General features: G+C 66.5%; 23 protein-coding genes. 11 read left to right on the plus strand and 12 right to left on the minus strand.

Annotated elements, in window-relative coordinates; all coding sequences use genetic code 11:
- Positions 1–219: 219 nt before the first annotated feature.
- From A9977_RS25965 to A9977_RS25990, 6 genes are all read right to left on the minus strand, one after another.
- Positions 220–2,538, minus strand: coding sequence for a UvrD-helicase domain-containing protein (locus tag A9977_RS25965; RefSeq protein WP_183027681.1), 2,319 nt, complete (start codon positions 2,536–2,538; stop codon positions 220–222).
- Positions 2,539–2,541: 3 nt separating this feature from the next.
- Positions 2,542–3,399, minus strand: coding sequence for a hypothetical protein (locus tag A9977_RS25970; protein ID WP_183027682.1), 858 nt, complete (start codon positions 3,397–3,399; stop codon positions 2,542–2,544).
- An 821-nt stretch (positions 3,400–4,220) separates the two neighbouring features.
- Positions 4,221–4,406, minus strand: coding sequence for a hypothetical protein (locus tag A9977_RS25975; RefSeq protein WP_183027683.1), 186 nt, complete (start codon positions 4,404–4,406; stop codon positions 4,221–4,223).
- A gap of 127 nt (positions 4,407–4,533) precedes the next feature.
- A complete protein-coding gene (locus A9977_RS25980) occupies positions 4,534–5,844 on the minus strand; it encodes a serine hydrolase (RefSeq protein ID WP_259652147.1) in 1,311 nt (436 codons plus the stop codon).
- A gap of 4 nt (positions 5,845–5,848) precedes the next feature.
- Positions 5,849–7,249, minus strand: coding sequence for a serine hydrolase (locus A9977_RS25985; protein WP_259652148.1), 1,401 nt, complete (start codon positions 7,247–7,249; stop codon positions 5,849–5,851).
- Positions 7,250–7,543: 294 nt separating this feature from the next.
- Positions 7,544–7,756 (minus strand): hypothetical protein, encoded by a 213-nt coding sequence (locus A9977_RS25990; RefSeq protein WP_183027685.1) that lies wholly within the window; start codon positions 7,754–7,756, stop codon positions 7,544–7,546.
- A gap of 254 nt (positions 7,757–8,010) precedes the next feature.
- Between A9977_RS25990 and A9977_RS25995 the strand changes: the two genes are divergently transcribed.
- Positions 8,011–8,415 carry a hypothetical protein gene (locus tag A9977_RS25995; RefSeq protein ID WP_183027686.1) on the plus strand — a complete coding sequence of 135 codons (405 nt, stop codon included), beginning with the start codon at positions 8,011–8,013 and terminating at the stop codon, positions 8,413–8,415.
- 15 nt (positions 8,416–8,430) lie between these two features.
- On the opposite strand, the gene ybaL is transcribed toward A9977_RS25995, so the two are convergent.
- Positions 8,431–10,122 (minus strand): YbaL family putative K(+) efflux transporter, encoded by a 1,692-nt coding sequence (gene ybaL, locus A9977_RS26000; RefSeq protein ID WP_183027687.1) that lies wholly within the window; start codon positions 10,120–10,122, stop codon positions 8,431–8,433.
- A 162-nt stretch (positions 10,123–10,284) separates the two neighbouring features.
- Complete coding sequence (gene phbB, locus A9977_RS26005) at positions 10,285–11,022, minus strand: acetoacetyl-CoA reductase (protein ID WP_183027688.1); 738 nt, start codon at positions 11,020–11,022, stop codon at positions 10,285–10,287.
- A 130-nt stretch (positions 11,023–11,152) separates the two neighbouring features.
- On the opposite strand from phbB, the gene A9977_RS26010 reads away from it, so the two are divergent.
- The 5 genes from A9977_RS26010 to A9977_RS26030 are packed head-to-tail and all read left to right on the plus strand — an operon-like array spanning position 11,153 to position 16,103.
- The gene (locus A9977_RS26010) at positions 11,153–12,181 is read left to right on the plus strand and encodes an ABC transporter ATP-binding protein (protein WP_183027689.1); all 1,029 of its coding nucleotides are present in this window, start codon (positions 11,153–11,155) and stop codon (positions 12,179–12,181) included.
- Between the two features lie 52 nt (positions 12,182–12,233).
- Positions 12,234–13,523: an ABC transporter substrate-binding protein gene (locus tag A9977_RS26015; protein WP_183027690.1), complete on the plus strand. Its 1,290-nt coding sequence runs from the start codon at positions 12,234–12,236 to the stop codon at positions 13,521–13,523.
- Positions 13,520–14,422 carry a carbohydrate ABC transporter permease gene (locus tag A9977_RS26020; protein ID WP_183027691.1) on the plus strand — a complete coding sequence of 301 codons (903 nt, stop codon included), beginning with the start codon at positions 13,520–13,522 and terminating at the stop codon, positions 14,420–14,422. The genes A9977_RS26015 and A9977_RS26020 overlap by 4 nt, the downstream gene beginning before the upstream one ends.
- On the plus strand, positions 14,419–15,255 hold the full coding sequence (locus A9977_RS26025; protein ID WP_183027692.1) for a carbohydrate ABC transporter permease: 837 nt from the start codon (positions 14,419–14,421) through the stop codon (positions 15,253–15,255). The genes A9977_RS26020 and A9977_RS26025 overlap by 4 nt, the downstream gene beginning before the upstream one ends.
- Complete coding sequence (locus A9977_RS26030; RefSeq protein ID WP_183027693.1) at positions 15,252–16,103, plus strand: endonuclease/exonuclease/phosphatase family protein; 852 nt, start codon at positions 15,252–15,254, stop codon at positions 16,101–16,103. The genes A9977_RS26025 and A9977_RS26030 overlap by 4 nt, the downstream gene beginning before the upstream one ends.
- Here A9977_RS26030 and glpD read toward each other — a convergent pair.
- Positions 16,096–17,649, minus strand: a complete 1,554-nt coding sequence (glpD, locus tag A9977_RS26035; RefSeq protein ID WP_183027694.1) for a glycerol-3-phosphate dehydrogenase — start codon at positions 17,647–17,649, stop codon at positions 16,096–16,098. The genes A9977_RS26030 and glpD overlap by 8 nt on opposite strands.
- 97 nt (positions 17,650–17,746) lie before the next feature.
- Here glpD and A9977_RS26040 point away from each other — a divergent pair, with 97 nt between their 5' ends.
- The 3 genes from A9977_RS26040 (at position 17,747) to A9977_RS26050 (ending at position 21,918) form a co-directional block, all read left to right on the plus strand.
- Positions 17,747–18,517 carry a DeoR/GlpR family DNA-binding transcription regulator gene (locus A9977_RS26040; protein ID WP_183027695.1) on the plus strand — a complete coding sequence of 257 codons (771 nt, stop codon included), beginning with the start codon at positions 17,747–17,749 and terminating at the stop codon, positions 18,515–18,517.
- Positions 18,518–18,680: 163 nt separating this feature from the next.
- Entirely contained in the window at positions 18,681–20,165 is a 1,485-nt protein-coding gene (gene glpK / locus A9977_RS26045) for a glycerol kinase GlpK (RefSeq protein ID WP_183027938.1), read from the plus strand.
- Between the two features lie 100 nt (positions 20,166–20,265).
- Positions 20,266–21,918, plus strand: a complete 1,653-nt coding sequence (locus A9977_RS26050) for a phosphoethanolamine transferase (RefSeq protein WP_259652149.1) — start codon at positions 20,266–20,268, stop codon at positions 21,916–21,918.
- 25 nt (positions 21,919–21,943) lie between these two features.
- Here the strand turns inward: A9977_RS26050 and A9977_RS26055 are convergent, their stop codons facing one another.
- Positions 21,944–22,996 carry an ornithine cyclodeaminase gene (locus tag A9977_RS26055; RefSeq protein WP_183027696.1) on the minus strand — a complete coding sequence of 351 codons (1,053 nt, stop codon included), beginning with the start codon at positions 22,994–22,996 and terminating at the stop codon, positions 21,944–21,946.
- Positions 22,997–23,148: 152 nt separating this feature from the next.
- On the opposite strand from A9977_RS26055, the gene A9977_RS26060 reads away from it, so the two are divergent.
- Complete coding sequence (locus tag A9977_RS26060) at positions 23,149–23,571, plus strand: Lrp/AsnC family transcriptional regulator (RefSeq protein ID WP_183027697.1); 423 nt, start codon at positions 23,149–23,151, stop codon at positions 23,569–23,571.
- An 88-nt stretch (positions 23,572–23,659) separates the two neighbouring features.
- The gene (locus tag A9977_RS26065; RefSeq protein WP_183027698.1) at positions 23,660–24,445 is read left to right on the plus strand and encodes a sulfite exporter TauE/SafE family protein; all 786 of its coding nucleotides are present in this window, start codon (positions 23,660–23,662) and stop codon (positions 24,443–24,445) included.
- A gap of 3 nt (positions 24,446–24,448) precedes the next feature.
- Here A9977_RS26065 and A9977_RS26070 read toward each other — a convergent pair whose 3' ends face one another.
- Positions 24,449–25,051 carry a DUF1566 domain-containing protein gene (locus A9977_RS26070; protein WP_183027699.1) on the minus strand — a complete coding sequence of 201 codons (603 nt, stop codon included), beginning with the start codon at positions 25,049–25,051 and terminating at the stop codon, positions 24,449–24,451.
- A 138-nt stretch (positions 25,052–25,189) separates the two neighbouring features.
- Positions 25,190–26,146: an alpha-E domain-containing protein gene (locus tag A9977_RS26075; RefSeq protein ID WP_183027700.1), complete on the minus strand. Its 957-nt coding sequence runs from the start codon at positions 26,144–26,146 to the stop codon at positions 25,190–25,192.
- Positions 26,147–26,160: the final 14 nt, after the last annotated feature.

Here is a 26,160-nt window from a genome sequence, read left to right on the forward strand (position 1 = left end):
GCGACGACAGGCAGCAGTCGGCCAGAAGGGGTCGTTCGGCGCCGGCGGGCGGACGACCGCCTCTGGCTGGATCCGGTCGCTCAACGCACTCTGTCGAGCTCCGGCATTTCGACCCGTTGTTGCCGGTCTGATCCACCACTAAAAAAGTTGGTATGGTTTGCCGTTACCGGGCGGTCGGTCGTGATGACAGGCAGATTTCCTGAAGCGGATACCGAGGCGCTAAGCAGCCGATGCATTCGCGTCCAGGAGACCAGCGGAAACGCTACTTCGCAAGATGTCACTCATTCCACGGGCCATATTTCCAAGTATTTCGACGCGAAATCGTGCTCGCGTTATGGCGACGTACAGACGTTGATGTGCTGCATAGTTGAGAAAGTTTTGGCTGGGCTCGAACTCGAGCCCTGATCCATTTGGAGGGACCCTTCCTCCATCAACCCCTACAAGCACCACCCCTGCGAACTCCAATCCGCCTACAAATTCAGGCGCAGTAAGGACGAAACGTCCAGAATTCTTAGCACGCGTCACAGCGTCGAGGTCTCCTCGACTTTTGACGACCTCAATCGGCTTGCGATTTGCTTTTGCAAATTCTTGGCAGCGGGCAAAGAGGTCATCGCCAAAAACAATGACTGCAACGTCAGCCTTAAGGACTCCCATTTCTCGAGCAAGCACATCCGCCCGATCAAATGCGCCTTCTAACATTGCGTCATCTGACGCGAAGCTGAGGTATGCAGGCGTCCGCGACTTGCGCTCCTCTTCCGCAGTGAACGCGCTAACTGACGCCGTAAGTGGATTGTGGAAGTTGGTAAATAGCGTCGCACCACTCGACGTCACTGAAAATGCAAGATCGACAATCTCTGGCGAACACCGGAAGACCGAACGTATACGGGTGGGGTCTGATTGGCCAAGAGTGCCGGATGGATCGAAGGCGGCTTCAAACGACAAGTCTGTCCAGCCACGATCTCCCAGAGCCTGAGAGCGGTCCACAGAGTAAGCGATTGGCTGCTGCAGCTCACTCTTTGTAAGCCGATGAAAGACTGACAACTCGTTCAAATTGAACAAGTGAGTCTCGTCGATGAAAATAGAACTAAATCCTTCCCGTGCCCTCCGTCGACGCCAAATTGGCGTATTTAGTTGAGAGATCGCGCTAAGCACAACGTCATCGGTGTCGAACTGAGCAGCAGCCTCTAATTCGCCCTGATACTTCTGATACATCAGAAATGAAAATGTCTTATCGCCATCATTCTCAACGGGGAATCCAATTTTGAGTCGGTCCAACTTCTTGTACTTATTCAAGTCTTGATCGGCGCGACCCTTAATCTGAACGCTAATCTCGTGCTGGAGCATCTCAGCAATTGCCCATTTTTCTGTTTCCGTCAAGAACTTTCGGAACGATTCCGAGAGAAACGGCAAGTGAGATTCATATTCGTCGCGCAGCGCATTTTCCACGCCCTCGATAGCGTATAACCTCTGTATTAGCTTCGACTCGTAAGCATCGCGGTCCACCAATTCCGAGTCCGAGATCTCGCGTTTTAGCAGATGTGCGCATAGCCCCTGAAGTGTCGTAACTTTGATTGACTGCGGTTTGGCCAGCACCTCAAAATCCGCATTTATGAAATCCTCGCCGCCATTCATGGCGAAAAGGTTCTCAATAGTGCGTCGTGTCGGTTCGCTATGAGCAATGAATAGTAGCTGATGTGGGATGTGTGCCGTCGATGCGTCTTTCAGCGTTTTTAATGCTTTGAGGACAAGACAGAGTGTTTTTCCCGTACCAGCTGGCCCCTCGATTCGATGAGGCACCGTTAGGGAAGAATTCACAAACGCTAGTTGTGAGTTAGTGAGTACACTAATCCACCCTTCCAAGCCGGCCTCGACCAAGCGAGGCTTATTGGCTCCTCGCAGTTCAGTAACGGCGAGTGAAGTAGAACCGTTGCCGGTCAAATTAACTAAATCTTGTAGTTGCTGCGCGGCAAGGGCATAGCCCTCACTGCGGTTCTCCCAGGCCTTTCTGAAGTTCGTCAGACGCGGCTCCTCGGCCACCCCGATGCCTTCGTTGTCAGAAAACTTGTATAGCAACAGAGCTTTTTTCGTATCGCGCGAAACTCTCCGTTTTGCATCGGGATTTCGGTCGATACAGACTCGAAGAGCTGTCTGCATGCCAATTGGGTACGGGAAGACAATGCCTTTATTGTTCGTAAGAATTCGCTCGTTAACGCTTGGCTTCAGCCCGCCCCAACACTTTGTAGCGAAGCGAAAAGTCTTTTGAATCGAAAGAAGTAGGCCGCTGTCGTCGAGTTGGAAGAGGTCTTTAGCCTCCTCCAGGTCGATGACTATATAGTTTTGTACACCCTTTTCCGGTGTCAGCACAAAGACTCCATCTGCCGCTGAAGTCGCAACGCAGCGGAAGGTGAGTCGTGCCTTGGGCGTTGTGCCTCGCAATACCGAGATGAGCAGTTTCCCCAATTCGAACTCGGGTGACTGAAAAACCCGCTCTGAAATTATTTCGGAGCAAGCTCCTTCGTCAAAGTACAAAAATTTCATTGATCACCCCAGTCCTAATGGTGAGAGAGAACGCTTTACCGTTGAAAAGTCGTTATCCACTACGCCGATACGCGCAAATAGCATGGTGAAGCTTTGCATCACATGCTCAATCCATGGGGACTTCAACTTGGCTACTGGTGCCGCCAGATCGTCGGTCGCAGCAAACCTTGGACAACGCACTCCATCTTTGTCTCTTCCTGCCCACGATTCTTTCGATACACCAACCACAATATCGCGCGTTAGCTTTGTAGGCATATGATGAATTTCGCGAAGTAAAGCAACAAAGTTTAATTCATCGCCGTTCAGTGTCGGCATATCTCGTAAGAGATAGAAGCCAGATAGTCGGTTTCCGGACAGTTCCTTAACCACTGCATCAACCGGTGCAGGATTCGCAGCCAAGTGAATTCTGCGCTCTTCACGCATATCCCGTGCCGTTCGAAGCTCCTTTGTTCTCACATAGGTATCCATCGTCGTCCGAATTTTGACGCAACGTGCACGCCATGTCTTGTCGCCCTCGCGCTCTTTAAAGTGGGAATCATAGATCTCGTCCATAGTCTTTGTCTCGAGTAGCGACTCCGATAGTTCCGCATCCTTGAGAGCTTTCCTCAAGTTGCCTTGGCAATCCGCATTGAGGCGATCCATGGCGATGTTTCCGCCATCGCAGAGCATCCAATCATGAAGCGAGACGGTCGGGATGTAGCTGAAGATAGGGGTCTTATCCTGCGCTGCGTCGCAGCGAGCAGTGATGACGAGGCCGTAGACCGAGACCTCAGGATAATCCTCAGCATACGCGCAGGAGAACACCGAGCCTTGGGTGAACTCGCCTTCACGTGGCGCGTCAAACATGAGTGATTTGGTCATAGTGCGCTGCCGTCCAGAAATTGGTTATCTTGGCAGAAGATTAGCAGATCATTTTCTGCGTCCATCGAGAAACAACGACCGCCAGCTTCTTCACAAAAAGTTAGGATTTTCAGGGGCGCCCGGCCTACTCGCAGGATTGAAAGGTCGAGAGGCGATTCCGCCTGGCACCCGCCGGCGACTTTTTCCGAAAGCCCACAACCCCACTGCTTTAAAATGAGGCCGCATGTACTCCTTGCGGCAGCTTACCCGTTCAGGGACAAATTTCGCCTAGTCGCCGGTGACGTTGGACGGGTCCCTTGACAAGGGAACCGCTGCAAAGCAGACGTTGGCAAAGTTCAGACGAGGGTCGACTGTGGGGCCGATAGCAGCCACCGACCGCTGCTTTTGGCGGCGACCCGACTCGCCCAGCAAGCTTGGTTGTCGCGGACTTTGACGCCAGAACCCGGGCCGTTCCTTTCTGCGGAGCTTGGACTGACAGCGGTTCTCGCGCCCGCCATGCCTATGGAGCACTCGCCTCCATGGGCGGCAGTGCCACATTAGTGCCACATTGAGCAACCACCATCACGCTAAGCCGTTGATTTATATAATATTTTCAAAGACAAACCATCCAATCCATCATGGGGGCGATGGACAGGCGATCGGCGCGAAGCGTGGGATTCAGGGGCATGGTTTCTTTGTCGGACAGGCGAATCCGCCCTGCACCAGGCGCGGGCCTCGGCATCAAGCTCGGATTCACTCGAATCTGCCATTTTCCCTGTTTGGCGGCAGCGCCCGTCTCGGGTGGGGCATTCGGGCTGCACGACCGCCGCCGCGGCATCACTTCACGGCTGCTCCTGGAGCCCGAAGGCATACAACAGGCACCGCAGCGAATGCCCGCCCTCCGTCGCGCAACTCTCGTGGATGGCGAAGCAGGCGACCACCGTCAGGATCAGCACGGCCACGAGGCAGTCGAGCGGTGTGCCGCTCAACCGCCGACCCCACGCAGAGAGTGCGAAGTAGCTGATCATCACCACGCTCGAGGAGAGGATGAGCGGCGGGGTCAAAAGCCCCGCCCGGACATCCTCCATGGCGCCCCACTCTAGACAAGCACCGAGCTCGGCTCCTCAGGGGAAACACGGAGCCGGCGAAGCCGCCCTAATTCGCCCCCTGCAGCGCCCCCACCACCGCATCGAAGAAGGGCACCATCGGCAGCCCCGCCCCCGTCGGCTGCGGCTGCGCGCCCCACACCACGATCACGACCTTCTCCTTGCGGTTGATGTAGAGGTACTGGCCCATGATGCCGGTGCCGTAGAAGGCGCCGTCGTCGCCCGAGCGCCCGCCGGGGATCCACCAGAGATAGCCGTAGGCCAGCGGTGTGCCGCCGCTCAGCCGCTTGGGGGACCCCGCCTCGGCCACCCAGCCGGGCGGGAGCACGCGCTGGCCGTCGATCACGCCGTCGTTCATCATGAACAGGCCGAAGCGGCCGTAGTCGCGCAGGGTCGCGCTGATGCCGCTGCCGCCGATCTCCACGCCGTTGGGCGAATCCAGCCACCAGTTGGCGGGCGCCTCCATGCCCATGCGCGACCAGATCTTCTCCGACAAGTACTGTGCCAGCGGCCGCTTCACCGCGTTGTAGACGATCTCGCCCGCCACCTGCGTCTCGCCGGTGCTGTAGTTGTTGACCGTGCCGGGCGTGGCCGCGCGCGGCAGCTTGCTCATCAGGGTCATGAGCGCGCCGGGCGTCTGGCCGATCTGGGCCTCGAGCATCTGGCGGCGGTCTGATGTGGGATCGGTGTAGGTCTCGTTCCAGCGTGCGCCCGAAGCCATCATCATCACGTCGCGCACGGTCGCGCCGTCGTAGGCGCTGCCCTTGAGCCGCGGCACGTACTTCACGACCGGATCGTCGATGCTCGCGATCAGGCCGTCCTGCACGGCCGCGCCGATCAGGGTCGAGGTGACCGACTTGGCGACCGACATCGACATCCAGCGCGTCTTCTGCGTGTTGCCGTACTGGTAGCTCTCGTGGGCGATCTTGCCGTCCTTGAGGATCAGCAGGCCGGCCACGCGGTTGGCGGCGAAGAACTCGTCGAGGCCGTAGTCGCGCGTCCCGGCCACGAAGCGCAGTTGCGTCAATTGCGTGGCGGCCGCAGGCAGCGCGTAGGGCGTGCCGCTGGCGTCGATCGTGCGGGTCGGGAACAGGCGGTCGATGTTGCGGTAGGTGCTCACGGCCAACTCGGGCGTGAGCACGCCGTCGTACATCTGGCGCACCGTGCCGATCGGCTCCGCGGCGTGGGGATAGCCGTTGCCGCTGCCGGGGTTCGCGGGTGGAGTCGGCGCCGGTGGCGCGGCACCGCCGCCGCCTCCCCCACCACCGCAGGACGCCAGCAGCAGCGTGCCTGCGACCATCAACGTGCAAGACGCCCGGCGCAGCGCGCACGGCAGGCGAAGAAGAGAACTGTTGTGCATGTCTTCATTTCCCGTTGGTACGCGGCACCGCTTCCATCAGCAGTGAAAGAGCCTTGCGCAGCGAGGTCTCCGAGGGCGTGGCGCCGCGGTCGAAACCCATGCGGACCACGACCAGGTCGTGCGACGGGACGATCAGCGTGATCTGCCCGCCCGCGCCGAGCATGTAGTAGGCCGAGGTGGGCACCGGGTACTGGGCCGAGCCGTTGAGCCAGAAGAAGCCGCCGTAGATGGGCCGCTTGTCGGCGGCCCAGGCGGGCGCCAGCGTGCTGACGAAGTTGACGTAGCCCTCGGGCAGGATGCGCTCGCCGTTCCAGACGCCGTCCTGCAGGTACAGGTTGCCCAGGCGCGACCAGTCGCGCGCGGCCATGAACTCGTAGCCCTGGGTCATGAAGTTGCCGTAGGGATCGGTCTCCATGACCATCGAGCGGATGCCGATCTTGTCGAACAGCGCGCGCTGCGGGAACGACAGGTATTCCTCGCCGCGCTTCTCTACCGCCAGCCGCACCAGGTAGCTCGCGAGCACGGGGTCGGTGTTGCGGTAGCGGCCCACGGTGTTGGGCGGCCACTGCTGTGGCCGGGTCGCCGCGTAGTTGAAGATGTTGATGCGCCCGGTGTAGAAGTAGGTGTGGTCGGGGTAGGTGCCCTGGGGGTCGAAGTCGGGGTCCTCGGGCGCCTTGATGCGCAGCCCGCTCGACATGTGCAGGATGTCGGAGATCCGGATCTTCTGCCGCGGGTCGCCGGCCGCCTGCCATTCGGGGATCGGCGCTGGCTGGTCGAGCGTGTAGGCGCCCTGCTTGATCAGCACGCCCATCAGCGTGCCCACCACGCTCTTGCCCATCGACCACGATTCGAGCGGCGTGCTCGGCGTGATGCCAGGCCTGTAGCGCTCGCCCACGATGCGGCCCTTGTGCGTGACCACGAAGGCGGCCGTGTAGGCCTCGGGGGCTGCGAAGGCCGCATCCACCGCCTGCGCGAGCTTGGCGGTGTCGAGGCCAGACACGGGGTCGGTGGGCAGCACGTCGCCCATGGGCCAGGGCAGGCTGTCGGCGCCGGGCAGCGCGCTGCTCACTCGCACTGGCGTGAAGAGCACGTCGTCGCGCCCGGAGGGCAGCGTCACGCAGCCCTGGGAGCCGAAGTGGCGGGCCGTGATCACCCGGCCGTTGGGCAGGGTGATGCGGACTTCCTTCTTCGCGTAATCGAACACCGGCCTGCCCACGGCCTGGCGCCAGGCGTAGGGGCCGGTGAAGAAGCCCACGTTCTCGACGGCGACGTCCGGGTTCAGGCCGGTGATGAAGGCGGCCGAGCACATGGTCTTCGCGTAGCCCGAGGTGTGGAGTTCCAGCACGTCGCCGGGCGGCGGGACATAAGGGGTATTGAGTTCGAGCGCCTTGGCGCGGGCGATCATGGCCGCGGGCGCCGGCAGCGGGGGGCCGGCCGCGGGAGCGCCGTCACCACCGCCTGAACCGCCGCCGCCTCCGCCACCTCCACCACAGGAGGCCAGTGCAAAAACCGCGACGGTCGCGGCCAGGAGGGTCGACGGAACAGCACGCAAGCTCGACATCTGCAGTCCTCGCAGGGAGATGGGACACAGATTGTCACAGAGGCGGGCAACATTCACGGGCGAGCTGCATGCGCGTTTACCCGTTCCAATCCGGCACGGCGCGCGCGGACAGCCGTCCGCCGCTCCGCCGACGAGGCCTCAGCCGCGCGGCCCTTCCTTGCCGAACAGCCGCCGCATGGCCGCCAGGCCCGCGACGAGCGCAGTGCCGTAGTTGTCGTAGGCGTCGTCGGAGGCTTCCAGGGGCTGGTAGGGCAGCGTTTCCTCCACACCGGGGGCCTCGACCAGCACCCAATGGAACTCACCTTCCTCCAATTCGTGGACGGTCAACGCGATGTTTCGCAGGGGGGACATGAAGGGAGAGAGGGAGTGATCGGCGGCACGCCCCCGATGCTATGCAAGGGCCGCCACTTTGGCAGGGCACAAAGTCACGATTAATCACAAACGTCTTATTTTGTAATGCGTCTTGCCTTTGTCATGGGAGGAGGCCAGGCGCCATGGCAGGCCGGAAGGCTTCACGCGCATCCACGCTTCTCCTACACCTGCGGCGCGAGAGGCCTCCTAGGCTGATTCTTTCGGCCCAATGCCGCCACTGAAGAGGCCCTCTCATGAAGAACTTCGCGATCACCTCCCACATGACCGCCACCCTCGGCGGCGCCTTCTATCCCACCGGCCATTCCATGGTGATGTTCCCGAGCGCGGACGACGCTAGGCACGTGGGCCAGCAGTTGCGCGAGCACGGCTTCGACGCCGGCGCCATCTACCTGATCCCGCCCGAGGTGGTGCTGTCCCAGATCACGCCGACCACCTCCGACGCTGACAACCCCCTGCCCTCCGCCGGCACCGAGGGCGCGACCGTGCGGGCCTACACCAAGCTCGCACGCGAAGGCCACACGGCGCTGCTGGTCGAGACCAAGGACGAGGAAGCGGCCGAGCGCCTGATGAAGGTGGTGCGCACCGTGCCCTACGCCATCGCGCAGCGCTACCGGATGCTGGTGATCGAGGACCTCTGATACGCCGACGGGCGCTCAGGCCGGCACGGCCCGGCGCACCACGTCTCGCGCCATCGCCTGGGCCAGTTCCTCCTCGCCCAGGAACACCGTCACCGCGGCCTCCTGCGTGAGCAGGCGGGCCTCGTCCTCGTTGTGGCTGCGGATCACGGTCTCGATGCTGGGGTTGAGCGTGCGCGCGGTCTCGATCATCTGGCGCACGTTCATCGCGTCGGGCGTGGCCACCACCAGCACCCGGGCACGCGCGATGTGGGCCTGGATCAGCACCGCGGGCTCGGCCGCATCGCCCCACACCGCGGCCACGCCTTCGGCGCGCAGTTTCTCGACCAGCTCGCGGTTCTGCTCCGCGACCACGAAGGGAATGTGGTGCGCCGTGAGTGCCGCGGCGATGCGCCGGCCGACGCGGCCGTAACCGACCAGCACCACCTGGCGCGACAGGTAGCGCGCCTCGGTGGTGGTCGGCAGCTCGGCCAGCGGGTCGTCGCGGGCATCGAGCGAACGCGCGAAGGACGAATGCGCGCGCAGCCATTTCTGGATCGGCGCGATCAGGCTGAACCACAGCGGGTTGGTGGCGATGGAGATCAGCGCGCCGGCCAGGATCAGGCTCTGGCCCTCGGGCGGCAGCAGCTTCAACGCCACGCCCAGGCCGACCAGGATGAAGGAGAACTCGCCGATCTGCGCCAGGCTCGCGCTCACCGTGAGTGCGGTGTTGAGCGGGTAGCGGAAGGCGAGCACCAGCACGCAGGCCGCGATCGACTTGCCCACCACGATCACGCCCACCACGGCCAGCACCTGCAGCGGCCGCTCGATCAGCACCGAGGGGTCGAACAGCATGCCCACCGAGACGAAGAACAGCACCGCGAAGGCGTCTCGCAGCGGCAGCGATTCCTCGGCTGCGCGCTGGCTGAATTCCGACTCGCGCATCACCATGCCGGCGAAGAAGGCACCCAGCGCGAAGGACACGCCGAACAGCGCGGCCGAAGCGAAGGCGATGCTCACCGCCGCCGCCACCACGCACAGGGTGAAGAGCTCGCGCGAATTGGTGCGCGTGACCTGCCAGAGGATCCAGGGGAACACGCGCCGGCCGACCACCAGCATCAGCGCCACGAAGCCGCCGACCTGCAGCAGCGTGATGCCCAGCGTGGTCCAGATGGCGCTGGCGTCGGCCCCATCGGCGGCCCCGCCCAGAGTGCCGGCCAGCGGCGGCAGCAGCACCAGCACCAGCACCATCGCCAGGTCTTCCACCACCAGCCAGCCGACCGCGATGCGGCCCGTATAGGAATCGAGCAGGCCCAGGCTCTCGAGCGCGCGCAGCAGCACGACCGTGCTGGCCACCGACAGCGCCAGGCCGAAGACCAGCGCGCCGCCGAGGTTCCAGCCCCACCAGGTGGCGAGCGCGCCGCCCATCAGCGTGGCCACGCCGATCTGCACCAGCGCGCCGGGCACCGCGATCTTGCGCACCGCCAGCAGGTCGTCGAGCGAGAAGTGCAGGCCCACGCCGAACATCAGCAGCATCACGCCGATCTCGGCCAGCTGGGCGGCGATCTCGGCATCGGCCACGAAGCCGGGGGTGAACGGTCCGATGATCACGCCCGCCAGCAGGTAGCCGACCAGCGCCGGCAGGCGCACGCGCGCCGCCAGGAAGCCGAGGATGAGCGCCAGGCCCAGACCCGCGGCAATGGTGTTGATCAATGAAACGCTGTGGGGCATCCGGTGGGTGTCGCTGGCTGAGGGAAATCGCTGGAGAGGACTCGCGCCATGAACAGGCGCAAGGGGTTGCTGCGACTGTAGCGTCCACACTCCCGCAGCAGCGTGACGCGCAAGAAAAAACCCGCCGCAGCGGGTTCTTTCTTCTGCAGGCGCCGGCAGCGCTCAGTGCATGTGCAGGCCGCCGTTGACCGAGAAGTCGGCGCCGGTGGAATAGCCGCCCTCGTCGGTGGCCAGCCACGAGATGATCGAGGCGATCTCGCTGGGCTCGCCCAGGCGCTTGACCGGAATGGTCGCGACGATCTTGTCGAGCACTTCCTGGCGGATGGCCTTGACCATGTCGGTGCCGATGTAGCCCGGGCTCACGGTGTTGACCGTCACGCCCTTGGACGCCAGCTCCTGCGCCAGCGCCATCGTGAAGCCGTGCATGCCGGCCTTGGCCGCCGAGTAGTTGGTCTGGCCGGCCTGGCCCTTGGCGCCGTTGACCGAGCTGATGTTGACGATGCGGCCCCAGCCCTTCTCGACCATGTCGCCTACCACCTGCTTGGTGACGTTGAACATGCTGTTGAGGTTGGTCTCGATCACCGCGCTCCAGTCCTCGGGCGTCATCTTGAGGAACATGCGGTCGCGGGTGATGCCCGCGTTGTTCACCAGCACGTCGATGCTGCCGTGTTCGGCCTTGGACTTGCCGAAGGCCTCGACCGTGGAGTTCCAGTCGCCGACGTTGCCGACCGACGCGTGGAACTCGTAGCCCAGCGCCTTCTGCTCGGCAAGCCATTTGCCGAAGTCGCGTGTGGGGCCGCAGCCCGCGATGACCGTGAAACCGTCCTTGTGCAGGCGTTGGCAGATGGCGGTTCCGATGCCTCCCATGCCACCGGTGACGTAAGCGACTTTCTTGCTCATGAATTTTCCTTAGATATACGAAGCCCGGACAGGCGAGATCACTGTAGCGAAGTTTCGCATGCCCTCCCTCCTAGGAAAACACTGACCCCGGAGACAACACACTTGTCACACTTCGTTCCTACACTGCGGCATGTCTTCCATCGCCCTGAACGGCGTCGCCAAGTCCTGGGGCGACAGCACGGCCCTGCATGCCGTCGACCTGCAGATCCAATCCGGCTCCTTCTGCGTCCTCCTCGGTCCCTCGGGCTGCGGCAAGTCCACCACCCTGCGCATCGTGGCGGGCCTCGAGACCGCCAGCGCCGGCCAGGTGCTGATCGATGGCCGCGATGTCACCGATCTCCCGCCGGCCCAGCGCGGCATCGCGATGGTGTTCCAGAACTACGCCCTCTTCCCCCATCTCAGCGTGGCCGACAACATCGGCTTCGGCCTGTCGGTGCGCAAGGTGCCGGCCGCCGAGAGCGCGCGCCGGCTGCGCGAGGCGGCCGAACTGCTGGGCCTGAGCGCGCTGCTCGACCGCAAGCCCGGCCAGCTCTCGGGCGGCCAGCAGCAGCGCGTGGCGCTGGGCCGCGCGCTGGTCGCGCAGGCCAAGGTCTGCCTGATGGACGAGCCGCTGTCCAACCTCGACGCCCAGCTGCGCCAGGACATGCGGCGCGAACTGCGCGAACTGCAGCAGAAGCTGGGCCTGACCGTGGTCTATGTGACCCACGACCAGACCGAGGCCATGAGCATGGCCGACCAGGTCGTGCTGCTGCACCAGGGCCGGGTCGAGCAGGCCGGCACGCCGCGCGCGCTCTATGCACGCCCGGCCACCACCTTCGCGGCGCGCTTCATCGGCACGCCGCCCATGAACCTGGTCGCTCTCGAGGCCGACGGCTGCATCGCGGGCAGCGAGGCCGAGTCGGGCGTGCGGGCCGCGATGCTGGGCGTGCGGCCCGAGGCGATCACGCTCGATGCGCAGGGCATCCCCGCCGTGGTGCGCAGCGTCGAGTACCTGGGCGCCGACTTGGTGCTGCGCTGCGCGGTCGGCCGCGAGACGCTGCTGGTGCGCGCCGCGGGCCAGCACCTGGCGGCCCCGGGCGACAGGGTCGGCCTGCGCTGGGCCGCCGAGGAAGCCCACGGCTTCGATGCCGCGGGCCGGCGCACCGAAACGGCGCACTGAGGCGCACCACCCCATCGCCATCAACGATTTCATTTCGAGGAGAAGTCCCCCCATGCAACGCAACACCTTCGTCAAGGCGCTGGCCGCCACGGCCCTGTTCACCAGCTTCGCCGGCCTCGCGCAGGCACAAGCACCGGTCGACCTGCAGTTCTACTACCCGGTGGCGGTCGGCGGCCCGATCGCCAAGACCATCGACGGCTTCGCGGCCGGCTTCATGAAGGAGAACCCGAACATCAAGGTCACGCCGATCTACGCCGGCACCTACCAGGAGACCATCGTCAAGGCGCTCACGGCCCACAAGTCGGGCACGCCGCCGGTCACCTCGGTGCTGCTGTCGACCGACATGTTCACGCTGATCGACGAGGACGCCATCGTGCCCTTCGACGACTTCGCCAAGACAGCCGAAGACAAGGCCTGGATGGGCAGCTTCTACAAGGCCTTCATGGCCAACAGCCAGACCGGCGGCAAGACCTGGGGCATTCCCTTCCAGCGCTCGACCGTCGTGATGTACTGGAACAAGGAGCTGTTCAAGGAAGCCGGCCTCGACCCCAACAAGGCACCGACGACCTGGGCCGAACTCAAGGACGCCGCGACCAAGCTCACGAAGAAGGACGCGGGCGGCAAGACCACGCAGTACGGCATCCAGATCCCGTCGAGCGGCTTCCCCTACTGGCTGTTCCAGACGCTGACCACGCCCAACGACACGATCCTCGCCAACGAGGCCGGCACGCAGGTCAAGTTCGACGACCCCAAGGTGATCGAGGCGCTGCAGTTCTGGGTCGACCTGGGCAAGGCCGGCATCCACCCGCCGGGCGTCGTCGAATGGGGCACCACGCCCAAGGACTTCTTCGAGAAGAAGGCCGCGATCATCTACACGACCACCGGCAACCTGACCAACATCAAGGCCAACGCCAAGTTCGACTTCGGCGTGGGCATGATCCCGGGCAACAAGCGCAAGGGCTCGCCCACGGGCGGCGGCAACTTCTACATCTTCAAGAAGTCGACGCCGGCGCAGCAGGAAGCCGCCTTCAAGTTCGCCAAGTGGGTCACGCAGCCCGAGCGCGCGGCCCAGTGGAGCATGGAGACCGGCTACGTCGCCGTCTCGCAGGCCGCCTACGACACGCCCACGCTCAAGAAGTACGGCCAGGACTTCCCGGCCGCGCTGGTGGCGCGCGACCAGCTGCCGGTGTCGGTGGCCGAGTTCTCCACGCATGAGAACCAGCGCGTGACCAAGGCCCTGAACGACGGCCTGCAGGCCGCGCTGACCGGCACCAAGACACCGGCCCAGGCGATGCAGGACGCGCAGAAGGAAGCCGACCGCATCCTGCGCAACTACAAGTGAGCACGCGCGGCAGCCCGACCGTCCACCGCGGCAGCCACACGGCCGTGCAGGCCTGGCTGCTGCTGCTTCCCGCCTCGCTGATCCTGCTGGCCTTCACCCACTGGCCGGTGATCGGCACGCTGTGGCACAGCTTCCAGTCGACGCCCAAGGGCGGCCGGCCGGCGGTGTGGGTGGGCCTGGAGAACTACCAAGTCATGCTCGACGACCCGGTGTTCTGGAAGGCGCTGACCAACAACCTGTGGTTCGCGGGCGCGACCATTCCGCTGTCGATCGGCCTGGCGCTGGCGATGGCGCTGTGGGTCAACGAGCGCATCGCGGGCCGCACCTTTTTGCGCATGGCGTACTTCACGCCCACCGTGCTGCCGATGATCGCGGTGGCCAACATCTGGCTCTTCTTCTACACGCCGCAGTACGGCCTGCTCGAGCAGCTCAGCGGCGCACTGGGCTTCGGCTCGCACAACTGGCTGGGCAGCCCGAGCACCGCGCTCGGTGCCGTCACGCTGGTGGCCGTGTGGAAGGAAGCCGGCTTCTTCATGATCTTCTACCTGGCCGCGCTGCAGTCGCTCAACCCGAGCCTGCGCGAGGCGGCGGCGATCGAGGGTGCGTCGCGCTGGTACTTCTTCCGCCGCGTGCAGTGGCCCTTGCTCATGCCCACCACGCTGTTCGTGCTGATCAACTGCGTGATCAACGCCTTCCGCATGGTCGACCACCTGTTCGTGCTCACGCGCGGCGGCCCCGACAACGCCTCGACGCTGCTGCTCTACCACCTCTACGAAGTCGGCTTCAGCTTCTGGGACACCGGCTACGCCTCGGCGCTCACCATGGTGATCATCGTGGCGCTGGTCGGCGTGACGCTGCTGCAGTTCTTCGTGCTCGACCGCAAGGTGCACTACCGATGAAGGCCGCGCCCTCGCAACGGCTCGCCTACAACGCGCCGACCCGGCTGGACACGCTGGCCGCCTGGCTGCTCGCGCTGGCCTGGGTGCTGCCGCTGATCTACACCGTGTGGACCGCCTTCCATGCGCCCGAGTACGCGGCGCGCTTCGTCTGGAACGCGCCGCTCACGCTGGACAACTTCGCCCGCGCCTGGGAGGCCGCGCCCTTCGCGCGCTACTTCCTCAACACCACGCTGCTGGTGCTGATGATCCTCGTGGCGCAGTTGGTGCTCAGCACCATGGCGGCCTATGCCTTCGCGCGCTACGAATTCCGCGGCCGCGACATCGTGTTCTCGCTGGTGCTGGTGCAGCTCACGGTGATGCCCGACCTGCTGCTGGTGGAGAACTACCGCACCATGGCCAGCCTGGGCCTGATCGACAGCCTGTTCGCCATCGGCCTGCCCTACTTCGCCTCGGCGCTGGCCATCTTCCTGCTGCGTCAGACCTTCATGGGCATCCCGAAGGAGCTCGACGAGGCCGCGCGCATGGAAGGCGCGAGCGCGCTGCAGATCCTCTGGCGCGTCTACGTGCCGCTGGCCAAGCCGATCTACGTGGCCTTCGGGCTGGTGTCGGTGAGTTACCACTGGAACAACTTCCTCTGGCCGCTGATCGTGACCAACAGCGTCAAGGCGCGGCCGCTCACGGTCGGGCTGCAGGTCTTCTCCTCGGTCGACCAGGGCATCGACTGGTCGATCATCACGGCCGCGACGCTGATGACCTCGGCGCCGCTGCTGATCGCCTTCCTTCTTTTCCAACGCCAGTTCGTCCAAAGCTTCATGCGGGCGGGGATCAAATGAAACTCGTGACCTGGAACACCCAGTGGTGCCGCGGCCTCGACGGCGCCGTGAGCCCGCAACGCATCGTCGAGGGCGCGCGCGCCATGGCCGACTTCGACGTGCTGTGCCTGCAGGAGATCGCACAGGGCTATGCCGACATGCCGGGCGCACCCGGCGACCAGCCGGCCGAGCTGCAGGCCCTGCTACCGGGTTTCCAGCTCTTCTTCGGCGCCGCGGTCGACGAGTTCGATGCCAAGGGGCGGCGCATGCGCTTCGGCAACCTGATCGCCACGCGACTGCCGGTCGCGCAGGTGCAGCACCATGCGCTGCCCTGGCCGGCCGACGCGGGCGTGCGCAGCATGCCGCGCATGTGCACGGTCGTGACGCTGCAGAGTCCGGTGCTCGGCCCGGTGCGCGTGATGAGCACGCACCTCGAGTACTACTCGAAACCGCAGCGCATGGCGCAGGCGCTGGCGCTGCGCGACCTGCACATCGAAGCCTGCGCCCATGCCGCCGCGCCGCCGCTGGACGACGACAGCCGCTCCCCCTTCCAGACCAAGGTGCACACCGGCCATGCGATCCTCTGCGGCGACTTCAACCTCGAGCCGACCGAGCCCGAGTACGCGGCGATCCAGCAGGGCTTCGGCACCGACGGCGCGCAGCAACTGCAGGACGCCTGGCGCATCCGCCATGGCGCGACGCCCCATGCGCCCACCTTCCGCCTGTTCGACCGCAGCTACGGGCCCGAGCCCGTGGCCTGCGATTTCGTCTTCGTGAGCGAGGGCCTGGCGCCGCGCGTGCGCCGCATCGAGGTCGACGGCGTCACGCAGGCCTCGGACCACCAGCCGGTGGTGGTCGAGTTCAGCTGAGGCGCTGCAGCCACTGCGCGACCTGCGCGCGCTGCTCGGGCGTGTAGCGCAGCCCCAGCTTGGAGCGGCGCCACAGCGCATCGTCGGCCGTGGTCACCCATTCCTCCGCCTGCAGGTAGCGCAGCTCGCGCGCATGCAGGCCGGGCGCCACTTCCTCGCCCAGGTCGGCCATCGAGGCCGCGTCGCCCAGCAGCTTTTCGATGCGCGATCCGTAGGCATGGGCCAGCCGGCGCGCCAGCGGCGCGGGCAGCCAGCCATGGCGCGCCTGCACGGCCGCGACGAAGCGCTCGAAGTCCGTGTCGGGGCGCTGGGGCGCGCCGATCCAGCCCGACAGGTCGCCGCCGGCCAGGTAGGCGCCGCCGGTCCAAGCCGGCCGCTGGTCGCCCAGCATGCGCCCGATCTCATCGGCCGCGTCCTCGGCCAGCTTGCGGAAGGTCGTGATCTTGCCGCCCCACACCGACAGCAGCGGCGCGGCCGTGGTGTTGGCTTCGAGCAGGTAGTCGCGCGTGACCGCCGACGGGTCACCCGAGGCGTCGTCGAGCAGCGGGCGCACACCCGAGTAGGTCCAGACCACGTCGGCCGGCACGATGGGCTTCTCGAAGTAGCGGCTGGCCTGTTCGCACAGGTAGTCGATCTCCTCGGTCGAGATGCGCGAGGCGCCCGCGTCGTCGGCGCCGACCTCGACGTCGGTGGTGCCGATCAGCGTGTAGTCGTCCTGGTAGGGAATGGCGAAGATGATCCGCTTGTCGGGGTTCTGGAAGATGTAGGCGTGGTCGTGCGCGAACACCCGCGGCACGATGATGTGGCTGCCCTTGACCAGCCGCAGGCTCTTGGTCGCAAGCGCCTCGCCCTTCGCCGCCTTGGCCGTGCCGCGCAGGAAGGACTCGGCCCAGGGGCCGGCCGCATTGACCACCGCGCGGGCACGCACGCTGCGCACGCCCTCGGGGCCCTCCAGCGTGGCGGTCCAGCCGGTGGCGTCGCGTTGCACGCTGGTGCAGCAGGTGCGCGTGAGGATCTGCGCGCCGCGCGCGCGGGCGTCGATGGCGTTGAGCACCACCAGCCGCGCATCGTCGACCCAGCCGTCGGAATAGACGAAGCCGCGCTTGTATTCGGGCTTGAGCGGCTGGCCGGCCGCGTGCCGGCGCAGGTCGACCGAGCGCGAACCCGGCAGCACCTCGCGCCTGGCCAGATGGTCGTACATGAACAGGCCGATGCGGATCATCCAGGCCGGCCGCATCGACGGGTCGTGCGGCATCACGAAGCGCAGCGGCCACATGATGTGAGGCGCGCTCTTGAGCAGCACCTCGCGCTCCTGCAGCGCCTTGCGCACCAGCGAGAACTCGTAGTACTCGAGGTAGCGCAGGCCGCCGTGGATCAGCTTGGTCGAGGACGAGGAGGTGTGCGAGGCCAGGTCGTCCTTCTCGCACAGCACCACCCGGTGGCCACGGCCCGCCAGGTCGCGCGCGATGCCGCAGCCGTTGATGCCGCCGCCGACCACCAGCACGTCGCAGCTCAGATCACCCGCAGGCGCTTCGTATTTGTCCATTTCGTTTCCTTATGGTGCGATTTTCGCTGTAGTTTCCCCTAAGATCAATTCGTTTTTTTTCGATTTAAACTGCTTTCCTCGCTCCAACGACCCCAACGTGAACTCCAACCCCCGCCAGATCCGCCTGCTCGACACCGTGCGCGGCCGTGGCTCGGCCACCGTCGAGCAGCTGGCCGAAATGCTGGGCGTGACGCTGCAGACCGTGCGGCGCGACGTGCAGCGCCTGGCCGACGACGGCCTGCTGGCGCGCTTCCACGGCGGCGTGCGGGTGCCGAGCTCGACCACCGAGAACCTCGGCCACCGGCTGCGCGAATCGCTCAACGCCGACGGCAAGGCCCGCATCGCGCGCGCCGTCGCGGCCCAGGTGCCCAACGACTGCTCGCTGATCCTCAACATCGGCACCACCACCGAGGCCATCGCCAAGGCGCTGCTGCGCCACACCGGCCTGCGCGTGATCACCAACAACCTGCACGTGGCCAACATCCTGGCCGACAACCCCGACTGCGAGGTGATCGTGGCCGGCGGCGCGGTGCGCGCGCGCGACCGCGCGATCGTGGGCGAGGCGACGATGGACTTCATCCGCCAGTTCAAGGTCGACATCGCGCTGATCGGCTGCTCGGGCATCGAGGCCGACGGCACGGTGCGCGACTTCGACCTGCGCGAGGTCAAGGTCGCGCAGACCATCGTGGCGCAGGCACGCGAGGTCTGGCTCGCGGCCGACGCCAGCAAGTTCAACCGGCCGGCGATGGTGCAGCTCGCGGCGCTGGCGCAGATCGACCGGCTGTTCACCGACGCGGCGCCACCGGCCCCGTTCCCGGCGCTGCTCGAGCGGGCGCAGGTGCGCCTGGAGATCGCCGACAAGCCATGACGTTTTTCCCCCTCCCCCGCCGGGGGAGGGTTGGGGTGGGGGCACGCAGCCGCCAAGAAGGCGCGGCGCCTGATCGAAGGCTGCGTGCCCCCATCCCCGCCTTCCCCCGGAGGGGGAAGAAGCCAGACCGAACACCAAGGAGATGACACCGATGACCACCTAACTGCTCGCCCTCGACCAAGGCACCTCCAGCTCGCGCAGCATCGTGTTCGACCGCGAGGGCCACATCGTCGCCATCGCGCAGAAGGAACTCACGCAGATCTACCCGCAGCCGGGCTGGGTCGAGCACGACCCGATGGAGATCTGGCGCAGCCAGCTCGCCACCGCGCAGGAGGTGCTGGCCAAGGCCAAGTTGCAGGCCTCCGACATCCACGCCATCGGCATCACCAACCAGCGCGAAACCACCGTGCTGTGGAACCGCAAGACCGGCCAGCCGGTGCACCACGCCATCGTCTGGCAGGACCGGCGCGCCGAGCCGCTGTGCGCGAAGCTGCGCGCCGACGGCATGGCCGACACCATCCGCGACAAGACCGGCCTGGTGATCGACGCCTACTTCTCCGGCACCAAGCTGCGCTGGCTGCTCGACAACGTGCCCGGCGCGCGCGAACAGGCCGAGCGCGGCGAACTGGCCTTCGGCACCATCGACAGCTGGCTGATCTGGCAGCTCACCGGCGGCAAGACCCACGTCACCGATGTCAGCAACGCCTCGCGCACCATGCTCTTCAACGTGCACCGCAACGCGTGGGACGCGGAGCTGCTCGCGCTGCTCGACATCCCCGCGTCACTGATGCCCACCGTGCAACCCTCGAGCTCGCACTTCGCCGACACCGAGCCCACGTTGCTCGGCAGCGCCCTGCCCATCGGCGGCGTGGCCGGCGACCAGCAGAGCGCGCTGTTCGGCCAGGCCTGCTTCGAGGCCGGCATGGCCAAGAACACCTACGGCACCGGCTGCTTCCTGCTGATGCACACCGGCGCCGCCTTCCAGCCCTCGCATAACGGCCTGCTCGTGACCAGCGCCGCGCAGGTCGACGCCACGCCGCGCTACGCGATGGAGGGCAGCGTGTTCGTCGGCGGCGCCGTGGTGCAGTGGCTGCGCGACGGCCTGCAGGCCATCAAGGGCAGCGCCGAGGTGCAGGGCCTGGCCGAGAGCGTGCCCGACGCGGGCGGCGTGATGATGGTGCCGGCCTTCACCGGCCTGGGCGCGCCCTACTGGAACGCCGAGGCCCGCGGCACCATCACCGGCCTGACGCGCGGCACCACCGTCGCCCACATCGCGCGCGCCGCGCTGGAGAGCATCGCCTACCAGAGCGCCGCGCTGCTGCAGGCCATGAGCCGCGACGCGGTGGCGGCCGGCGGCGCACCGGTCTCGGAATTGCGCGTGGACGGCGGCGCGAGCGTCAACGACCTGCTGATGCAGTTCCAGGCCGACCTGCTGGGCATCCCGGTGGTGCGGCCCCAGGTGATCGAGACCACCGCGCTCGGCGCCGCCTACCTCGCGGGCCTCTCGACCGGCGTCTACAGCGACGCGCGCCAGCTCTCGCAGCTGTGGAAGGTGGAGCGCCGCTTCCTGCCGACCCTGGGCCGCGCACAGGCCGAGGAATCGATGGCGCGCTGGGAACGCGCGGTGCGCCAGGCGACGGCCACCTGAGGCGCGGCGGCCAAACACCTCGCCCCGCTGGGGACACTGCCGGCCAGCGGCCGAGGGACGCAGCGCAGAATCCGCCGGCCCTCGACTGCCGCCGCCCCTCTTGAACACGCCCTCCGCCGAAGCACCGCGCACACCGCCCTCTTCCCGTTCCTCCGCCCTGCTCGCCTGTGCCGTGGTCGGCGCCACGCTGGCGGTGCTGATCACACTGGGCCACGACGGCCGCCGCATCGCCCAGCTGGCCCTGCTCGCATCACCCTTGGTGCTGTGGCTCGCCTGGCCGCTGCGCGGCGTGCGGATGCGCCGGCTGCGCACCCTGCTGGTCACGCTCTGGACCCTGGGCTTCGGGCTCGATGCCGTGCTGCGCGCCTACCTGCTCGACACCTACCAAGCCGCGCCCGACAGCGCGCTGGTGCTCGGCGCCGCGGCCAACACCCATGCGCGCGAAAGCGCCGAGTACCTCTGGATGCACTGGCGCTCGGCCTTTGTCTGGTCGGCCGCGCTGGTCACCGCCGGGGTGATCGCCGCCCTCTTCGCGCGCCGCGGCGCGATCGCTTCCGATGTGCCAGGCCGCCGGCCGCCGCGCTGGGCCGTCGCGCTGGTGGGCCTGCTGCTGCTCGGTGCCTGCCTGGCCTATGCCAGCAAGCCCTGGCGCCGGCTGCATCCCGTCCTGTTCTGGACGCACTGGTCGCAATCGGTGCAGCAGCAGCGCGCCAGCTGGGCCGACCAGCAGCAGGTGCGCGAGCGCCTCGCGGCCCAGGCCCGAACCATCGCGCCGGTGGTGACGCATGCCGGCCCGTCGACGGTGGTGCTGGTCGTGACCGACAGCATCAACCGCGACAACATGGCGCTCTACGGCTACGGCCGCCCGACCACCCCGCGCCTGCTGGCGCACCAGGCGCAGACCGGCCCGCAGATGGCCGTGCTCAAGAACGCCTGGTCGGTGGACGCCAGCACCGTGCCCGCGCTGCGCAACATGTTCCATTTCGGCCTGCCCGACAGCCAGCAGCCGCCGCATGTGCTGGCCCTGGCGCGCGCCGCGGGCTACAAGGTCTGGTGGATCAGCAACCATGACGACATCGCGATCGAGCAGCAGCATGCGCGCCATGCCGACGTGGTGGACATGGTCAACCGCACGCCCGGCCGTGCCAGCGCCTCGCTCGACGGCGAGATCCTCGACTGCGTGCAGGAAGCGCTGGCCGACACGGGCAGCGAGCGCAAGCTGATCGTGGTGCATCTCATGGGCGCGCACCCGCACTACAGCCTGCGCTTCCCCGAGAACGCCAACCCCTTCGACGACGACGTCGACGCGGTCGAGACCGGCCTGGTGAACAGCGGCCGCTCGGCCTGGGTGCGGCACTTTCGCCAGCAGTACGACGCCGCGCTGCTCTATCACGACTTCGTGGTGTCGGCGCTGCTGCAGCAGGTGCGCAGCGCGGGCACGCCCGAGGATTACCGGGCCTGGATGTACCTGTCGGACCACGGCCAGGAGGTCGGCCACGGCAGCGACCGCGCGGGCCACAGCCCCTCGACCGCGTCGGGCTACCGCATCCCGACCGTGCTGTGGCGCAACCAGCAGCCCTTCAGCTCCCCCACCGCGCAGCAAGCCTTCCGCGCGGACTGGACGGGCTGGGCGCTGATGGACCTGCTCCACATCCAGTGGAACGGCCAGATGCCCGAGCGCAATGTGCTGTCGGACGGCTACCGCTGGCAGGCGCCGGCGATTCCGGTGGCGGCCGACGCCTTCCTGCGCTGACGGGGCGGACGCACCTCGCCCGCCCTCAGGCCACCCTTCGCAACAAGGCGCGCGCGCCGCCGTCACCACGCGTGTGGCGGAACAGGTCCTTGGGGTCCTCGGCCCGCGGCACCAGTTCGACCTCCACCCCGATCCCGCGCGCCTCGGCCTGCGCATGCACGTAGCGCAGGGTGGTGTAGTCCTCGAGCGCGAAGCCGACCGAGTCGAAGACCGTGACCTGGCCCGCGCTCTCGCGTCCCGCCGCCGTGCCGGTCAACACGCGCCAGAGGTCGACCACCGGGAAGCTCGGCGGCAGCTGCTGGACCTCGCCCTCGATGCGCGTCTGCGGTTCGAACTCGACGAACACGCGCGCCCGGCGCAGCACGTCGGCATGCAGTTCGGTCTTGCCGGGGCAGTCGCCGCCGACCGCGTTGAGGTGCATGCCCGGTTCGATCATCTCCGGCGTGAGGATGGTCGCATGGGCCTTGTCCGCGGTGACCGTGGTCACGATGTCGGCGCCGCGCACGGCCTGCGCCACCGAGCCGGCGCGGATGAGCTCGAGCGCGGGAAAGGCCGCGAGGTTGCGCAGCAGCTTGTCGGTCGCGCGGGGGTCGCTGTCGTAGACGGCGATCTCCTCGATGCCCAGGTGATGGTGGAAGGCCAGCGCCTGGAACTCGCTCTGCGCGCCGTTGCCGATCAGCGCCATGCGCCGCGCATCGGGCCGGGCCAGCGCACGGGCCGCCAGCAGCGAGGTCGCGGCGGTGCGCAGGGCGGTGGCCAGCGTGAGCTCCGACAGCAGCACCGGGTAGCCGGTGTCCACATCGGCCAGCACGCCGAAGGCCATCACCGTGTAGAGCCCGCGGCCGGTGTTGGCCGGATGGCCGTTGACGTACTTGAAGGCGTAGCGCGAGGCGTTGGAGACCGGCATCAGCTCGATCACGCCGATGTCCGAATGACTTGAAACTCGCGACGACTTGTCGAAATCCGGCCAGCGAACGAAATCCTCGCGGAGGGCCTCGGCCAGCGCGCCGATGAAAGGGGCCACGCCGATCTCCTGCACGAGGCGGGACATCGCGGGCACGTCGATGAAGCGGGTCATGGTGTGCTCCTCCTGAATGGGTCGGGCCGCGGCGTGCAGCCGTCTGTCCATTGTTCCGCGCGCACCTGCCAGATTGAAGCCTGCAACTTGTCAATTCAATTGACGAACCTTACATTCAGCTCGATCCATCCAGCACTTTGACACTTTCCGCCATGGACGACACCGACCGTCAACTGCTTGCCCTGCTGCGCGACAACGCACGCACGCCAGTCGTGGCGCTGGCGAAGAAGTTGCGCGTGGCGCGCGCCACCGTGCAGAACCGCATCGCGAAGATGGAGCAGGACGGCACCATCGTCGGCTACACCGTGCGGCTCAAGCCCGAAGCCGAGGCCCATCGCATCCGAGCGATCATGAGCATCCGCATCGAAGGCCAGCGCGCGGAGCAGGTCAGCCGGCTGCTGCGCGGCCACTCCAACGTCGTGGCCCTGCACTCGACCAACGGCCGCTGGGACCTGATGGCCGAGCTGCGCGCCGATTCGCTCGAGGCCTTCGACCAGGTGCTCAATGCGATCCGGCTGATCGAGGGCATCTCCAGCACCGAGACCAGCATCCTGCTGTCGACGCAGAAGCTGTGATCCCCGCGGCAGGTCTCGCCCGCGACATGAAGGGCGGGGCGTCCCGGACCATGATGCGCGCCCAATCAAAAGCACGGGGAGACAGGGAATGGAGGTTCTCGCACTTTATGCAGCGCTCGGCATCGGCGCCGGGCTGCTGTCGGGAATGCTCGGCGTGGGCGGCGGCCAGGTCGTGGTGCCGGGGCTGCTGTACCTGTTCCACCGGAAGGGCTTCGCGCCCGAGAGCGCGATGCACCTGGCGCTGGGCACCTCGCTCGCGACCATCGTCGTGACCTCGCTGTCCTCGGCCCGCGCTCACCACCGGCGGGGTTCGCTGGACCTGCGCATCGTCCGCCGGCTGCTGCCGGGCATCGTGGTCGGCGCCGTCGTGGGCGGCTTGATGTCCGGCCTGTTCTCCGCGCAGGTGCTGCGCATCGCCTTCGGCGTGTTCCTGCTGCTGCTGGCGCTGCAGATGGCGCTGTCGCTCAAGCCCGCCCCGCAGCGCAGCCTGCCGGGCGCGCCCGGCCTCGACGCCACGGCCGGCGCCATCGGCTGGACCTCGGCCATCGTGGGCGTCGGCGGCGGCAGCATGGTCGTGCCCTTCCTGGTCTGGTGCAACGTCAACGTCAAGACGGCCGTGGGCACGGCCTCGGCCTGCGGCGTGCCACTGGCCCTGGCCGGCACGGTCGGCTTCCTGGTCGCCGGCTGGGGCCGCGCGGACCTGCCTGCCTACAGCCTCGGCTATGTCTACGGGCCGGCCTGGCTGGCGATCTCGGCCTGCAGCCTGCTGGCGACGCCGATCGGCGCCATGGTCTCGCACCGGCTGCCGGTGGACACGCTCAAGCGCGCGTTCTCGGTGTTCCTGGCGATCGCGGGCGTTCGCATCCTGCTCTAGCCGTCAGCGCGCGCCGTCGGCCACCGGCCGCACCGCATGGGTGGCTTCGGCCGCCTCGTTGAGGCCGATCCAGGCATTGCTGAAGTCCACGGCATAGAAGTGCTGCGCGGCCTCGCTGCCCGAGCCGGACCAGAACTTGCGCGGCGGCGTGCCGGGGAAGCGCGCGGTGTCGATGGTGGGCGTGGTGGTCTCGCCCGCACACCAGCGCGGCACGGTGACGGGCGCCTGTTCGGGACTCAGTTCGAGCGTGAACTGCTCGTCGACCAGGCCATGGTCGCAGCGCCGCAGGGCCGCCAGTTCCACGATGCTCGGCAGCCGCCACTGGGCGATACCTTCGTGGCTCTGTGCGTTGAGCGCCTCGACGCGCGCCTGGGCGTCCATCAGGCCCAGGGCCTCGGCCTCGCCGGCGCAACGCCCGTCCTGCCAGGTCTGGCCCAGGGCGCAGCGCAGCCAGCGCAAGCCTGTTGCAGGGTCGGTGACGACGGCGGACGCCGCAGCTTTCGCCGGCGTCGGCGAAGCGGCTCGATCACAGGCAGCGAGAAGCGACATGGCCGCCAGGGTGGCGGCCATCCACAGGCCCTTGCGGGCCGCATTTGATTTCTTCATGGAAAAGTCCTGCGCTCGCTCGACCGCGTCGAGGTGCTGCGCGAAGGCGGCCACCGGTCGTCCGGCAGGCGGGGAAATGACGTGGGGGCGGCGATGGCGGGAGGGCATAAGCCCCCCACACGGGCCGAGACGAGCGCCTCAGTGCGTCGGCACCAGGAAGTCCTGGCTGATGCGCCACCCGAGTTCGTTCACGCGGTCGAGGAACTGCGTGAGGTAGGCATGCAGCCCGGTGGCCAGGATCTCGTCGACGCGCGCGTACTGAAGGTCGGCCAGCAGCTTGCCAGCGCGGCGCTGGGTCTCGGCGCTCTGGTCGTTCTGCACCTTGGCCAGGTTGGCCACCACCTCGGCCAGGCTGGCGTGCAGCGAGCGCGGCATGTCGGCGCGCAGGATCAGCAGTTCGGCCACGCGTTCGGGCTTGATCACGTCGCGGTAGACCTTGCGGTAGACCTCGAAGGCCGAGACGCTGCGCAGGATCGCGCTCCAGTGATAGAAGTCGTACTCCTGGTCTTCCTCGGTGGCGGTGCCGAAGAACTCACTGTTGAGCGCATGGAACTTGACGTCGACCAGCCGCGCCGTGTTGTCGGCGCGTTCGAGGAAGGTGCCCAGGCGCGAGAAGTAGAAGGCCTCGTCCTGCAACATGGTGCCCAGCGTGACGCCGCGCGAGAGGTGCGAGCGGAACTTGACCCACTCGAAGAACTGGCCCGGGTCGCGCTCGAAGTCGCCGGCGCGCAGCATGCGGTTGACCTCGAGCCAGGTGGTGTTCTGCGTTTCCCAGGCCTCGGTGGTGAGCGCGCCCCGCACCGCGCGCGCGTTCTCGCGCGCCGCCTTGAGGCAGGAGACGATCGACGACGGGTTCTCCTCGTCCTTGACCATGAACTCCATCACGTCGTTGGGCACGATCTGCTCGTACTTCTTGTCGTAGGCCGGCAGCAGTTCGCTGATCGACAGCAGGCCCTGCCAGCCGAACTTGGCGACTTCGGCCGACTGCGGCAGCAGCGAGGTCTGGTAGTTGACGTCGAGCATGCGGGCCGTGTTCTCGGCCCGCTCGGTGTAGCGCGACATCCAGTAGAGGTGGTCGGCGGTGCGTGACAGCATGTTCGGCTTTTCCT

This window comes from Variovorax sp. UMC13 (genome assembly GCF_014170375.1).
GTDB lineage: Bacteria > Pseudomonadota > Gammaproteobacteria > Burkholderiales > Burkholderiaceae_C > Variovorax.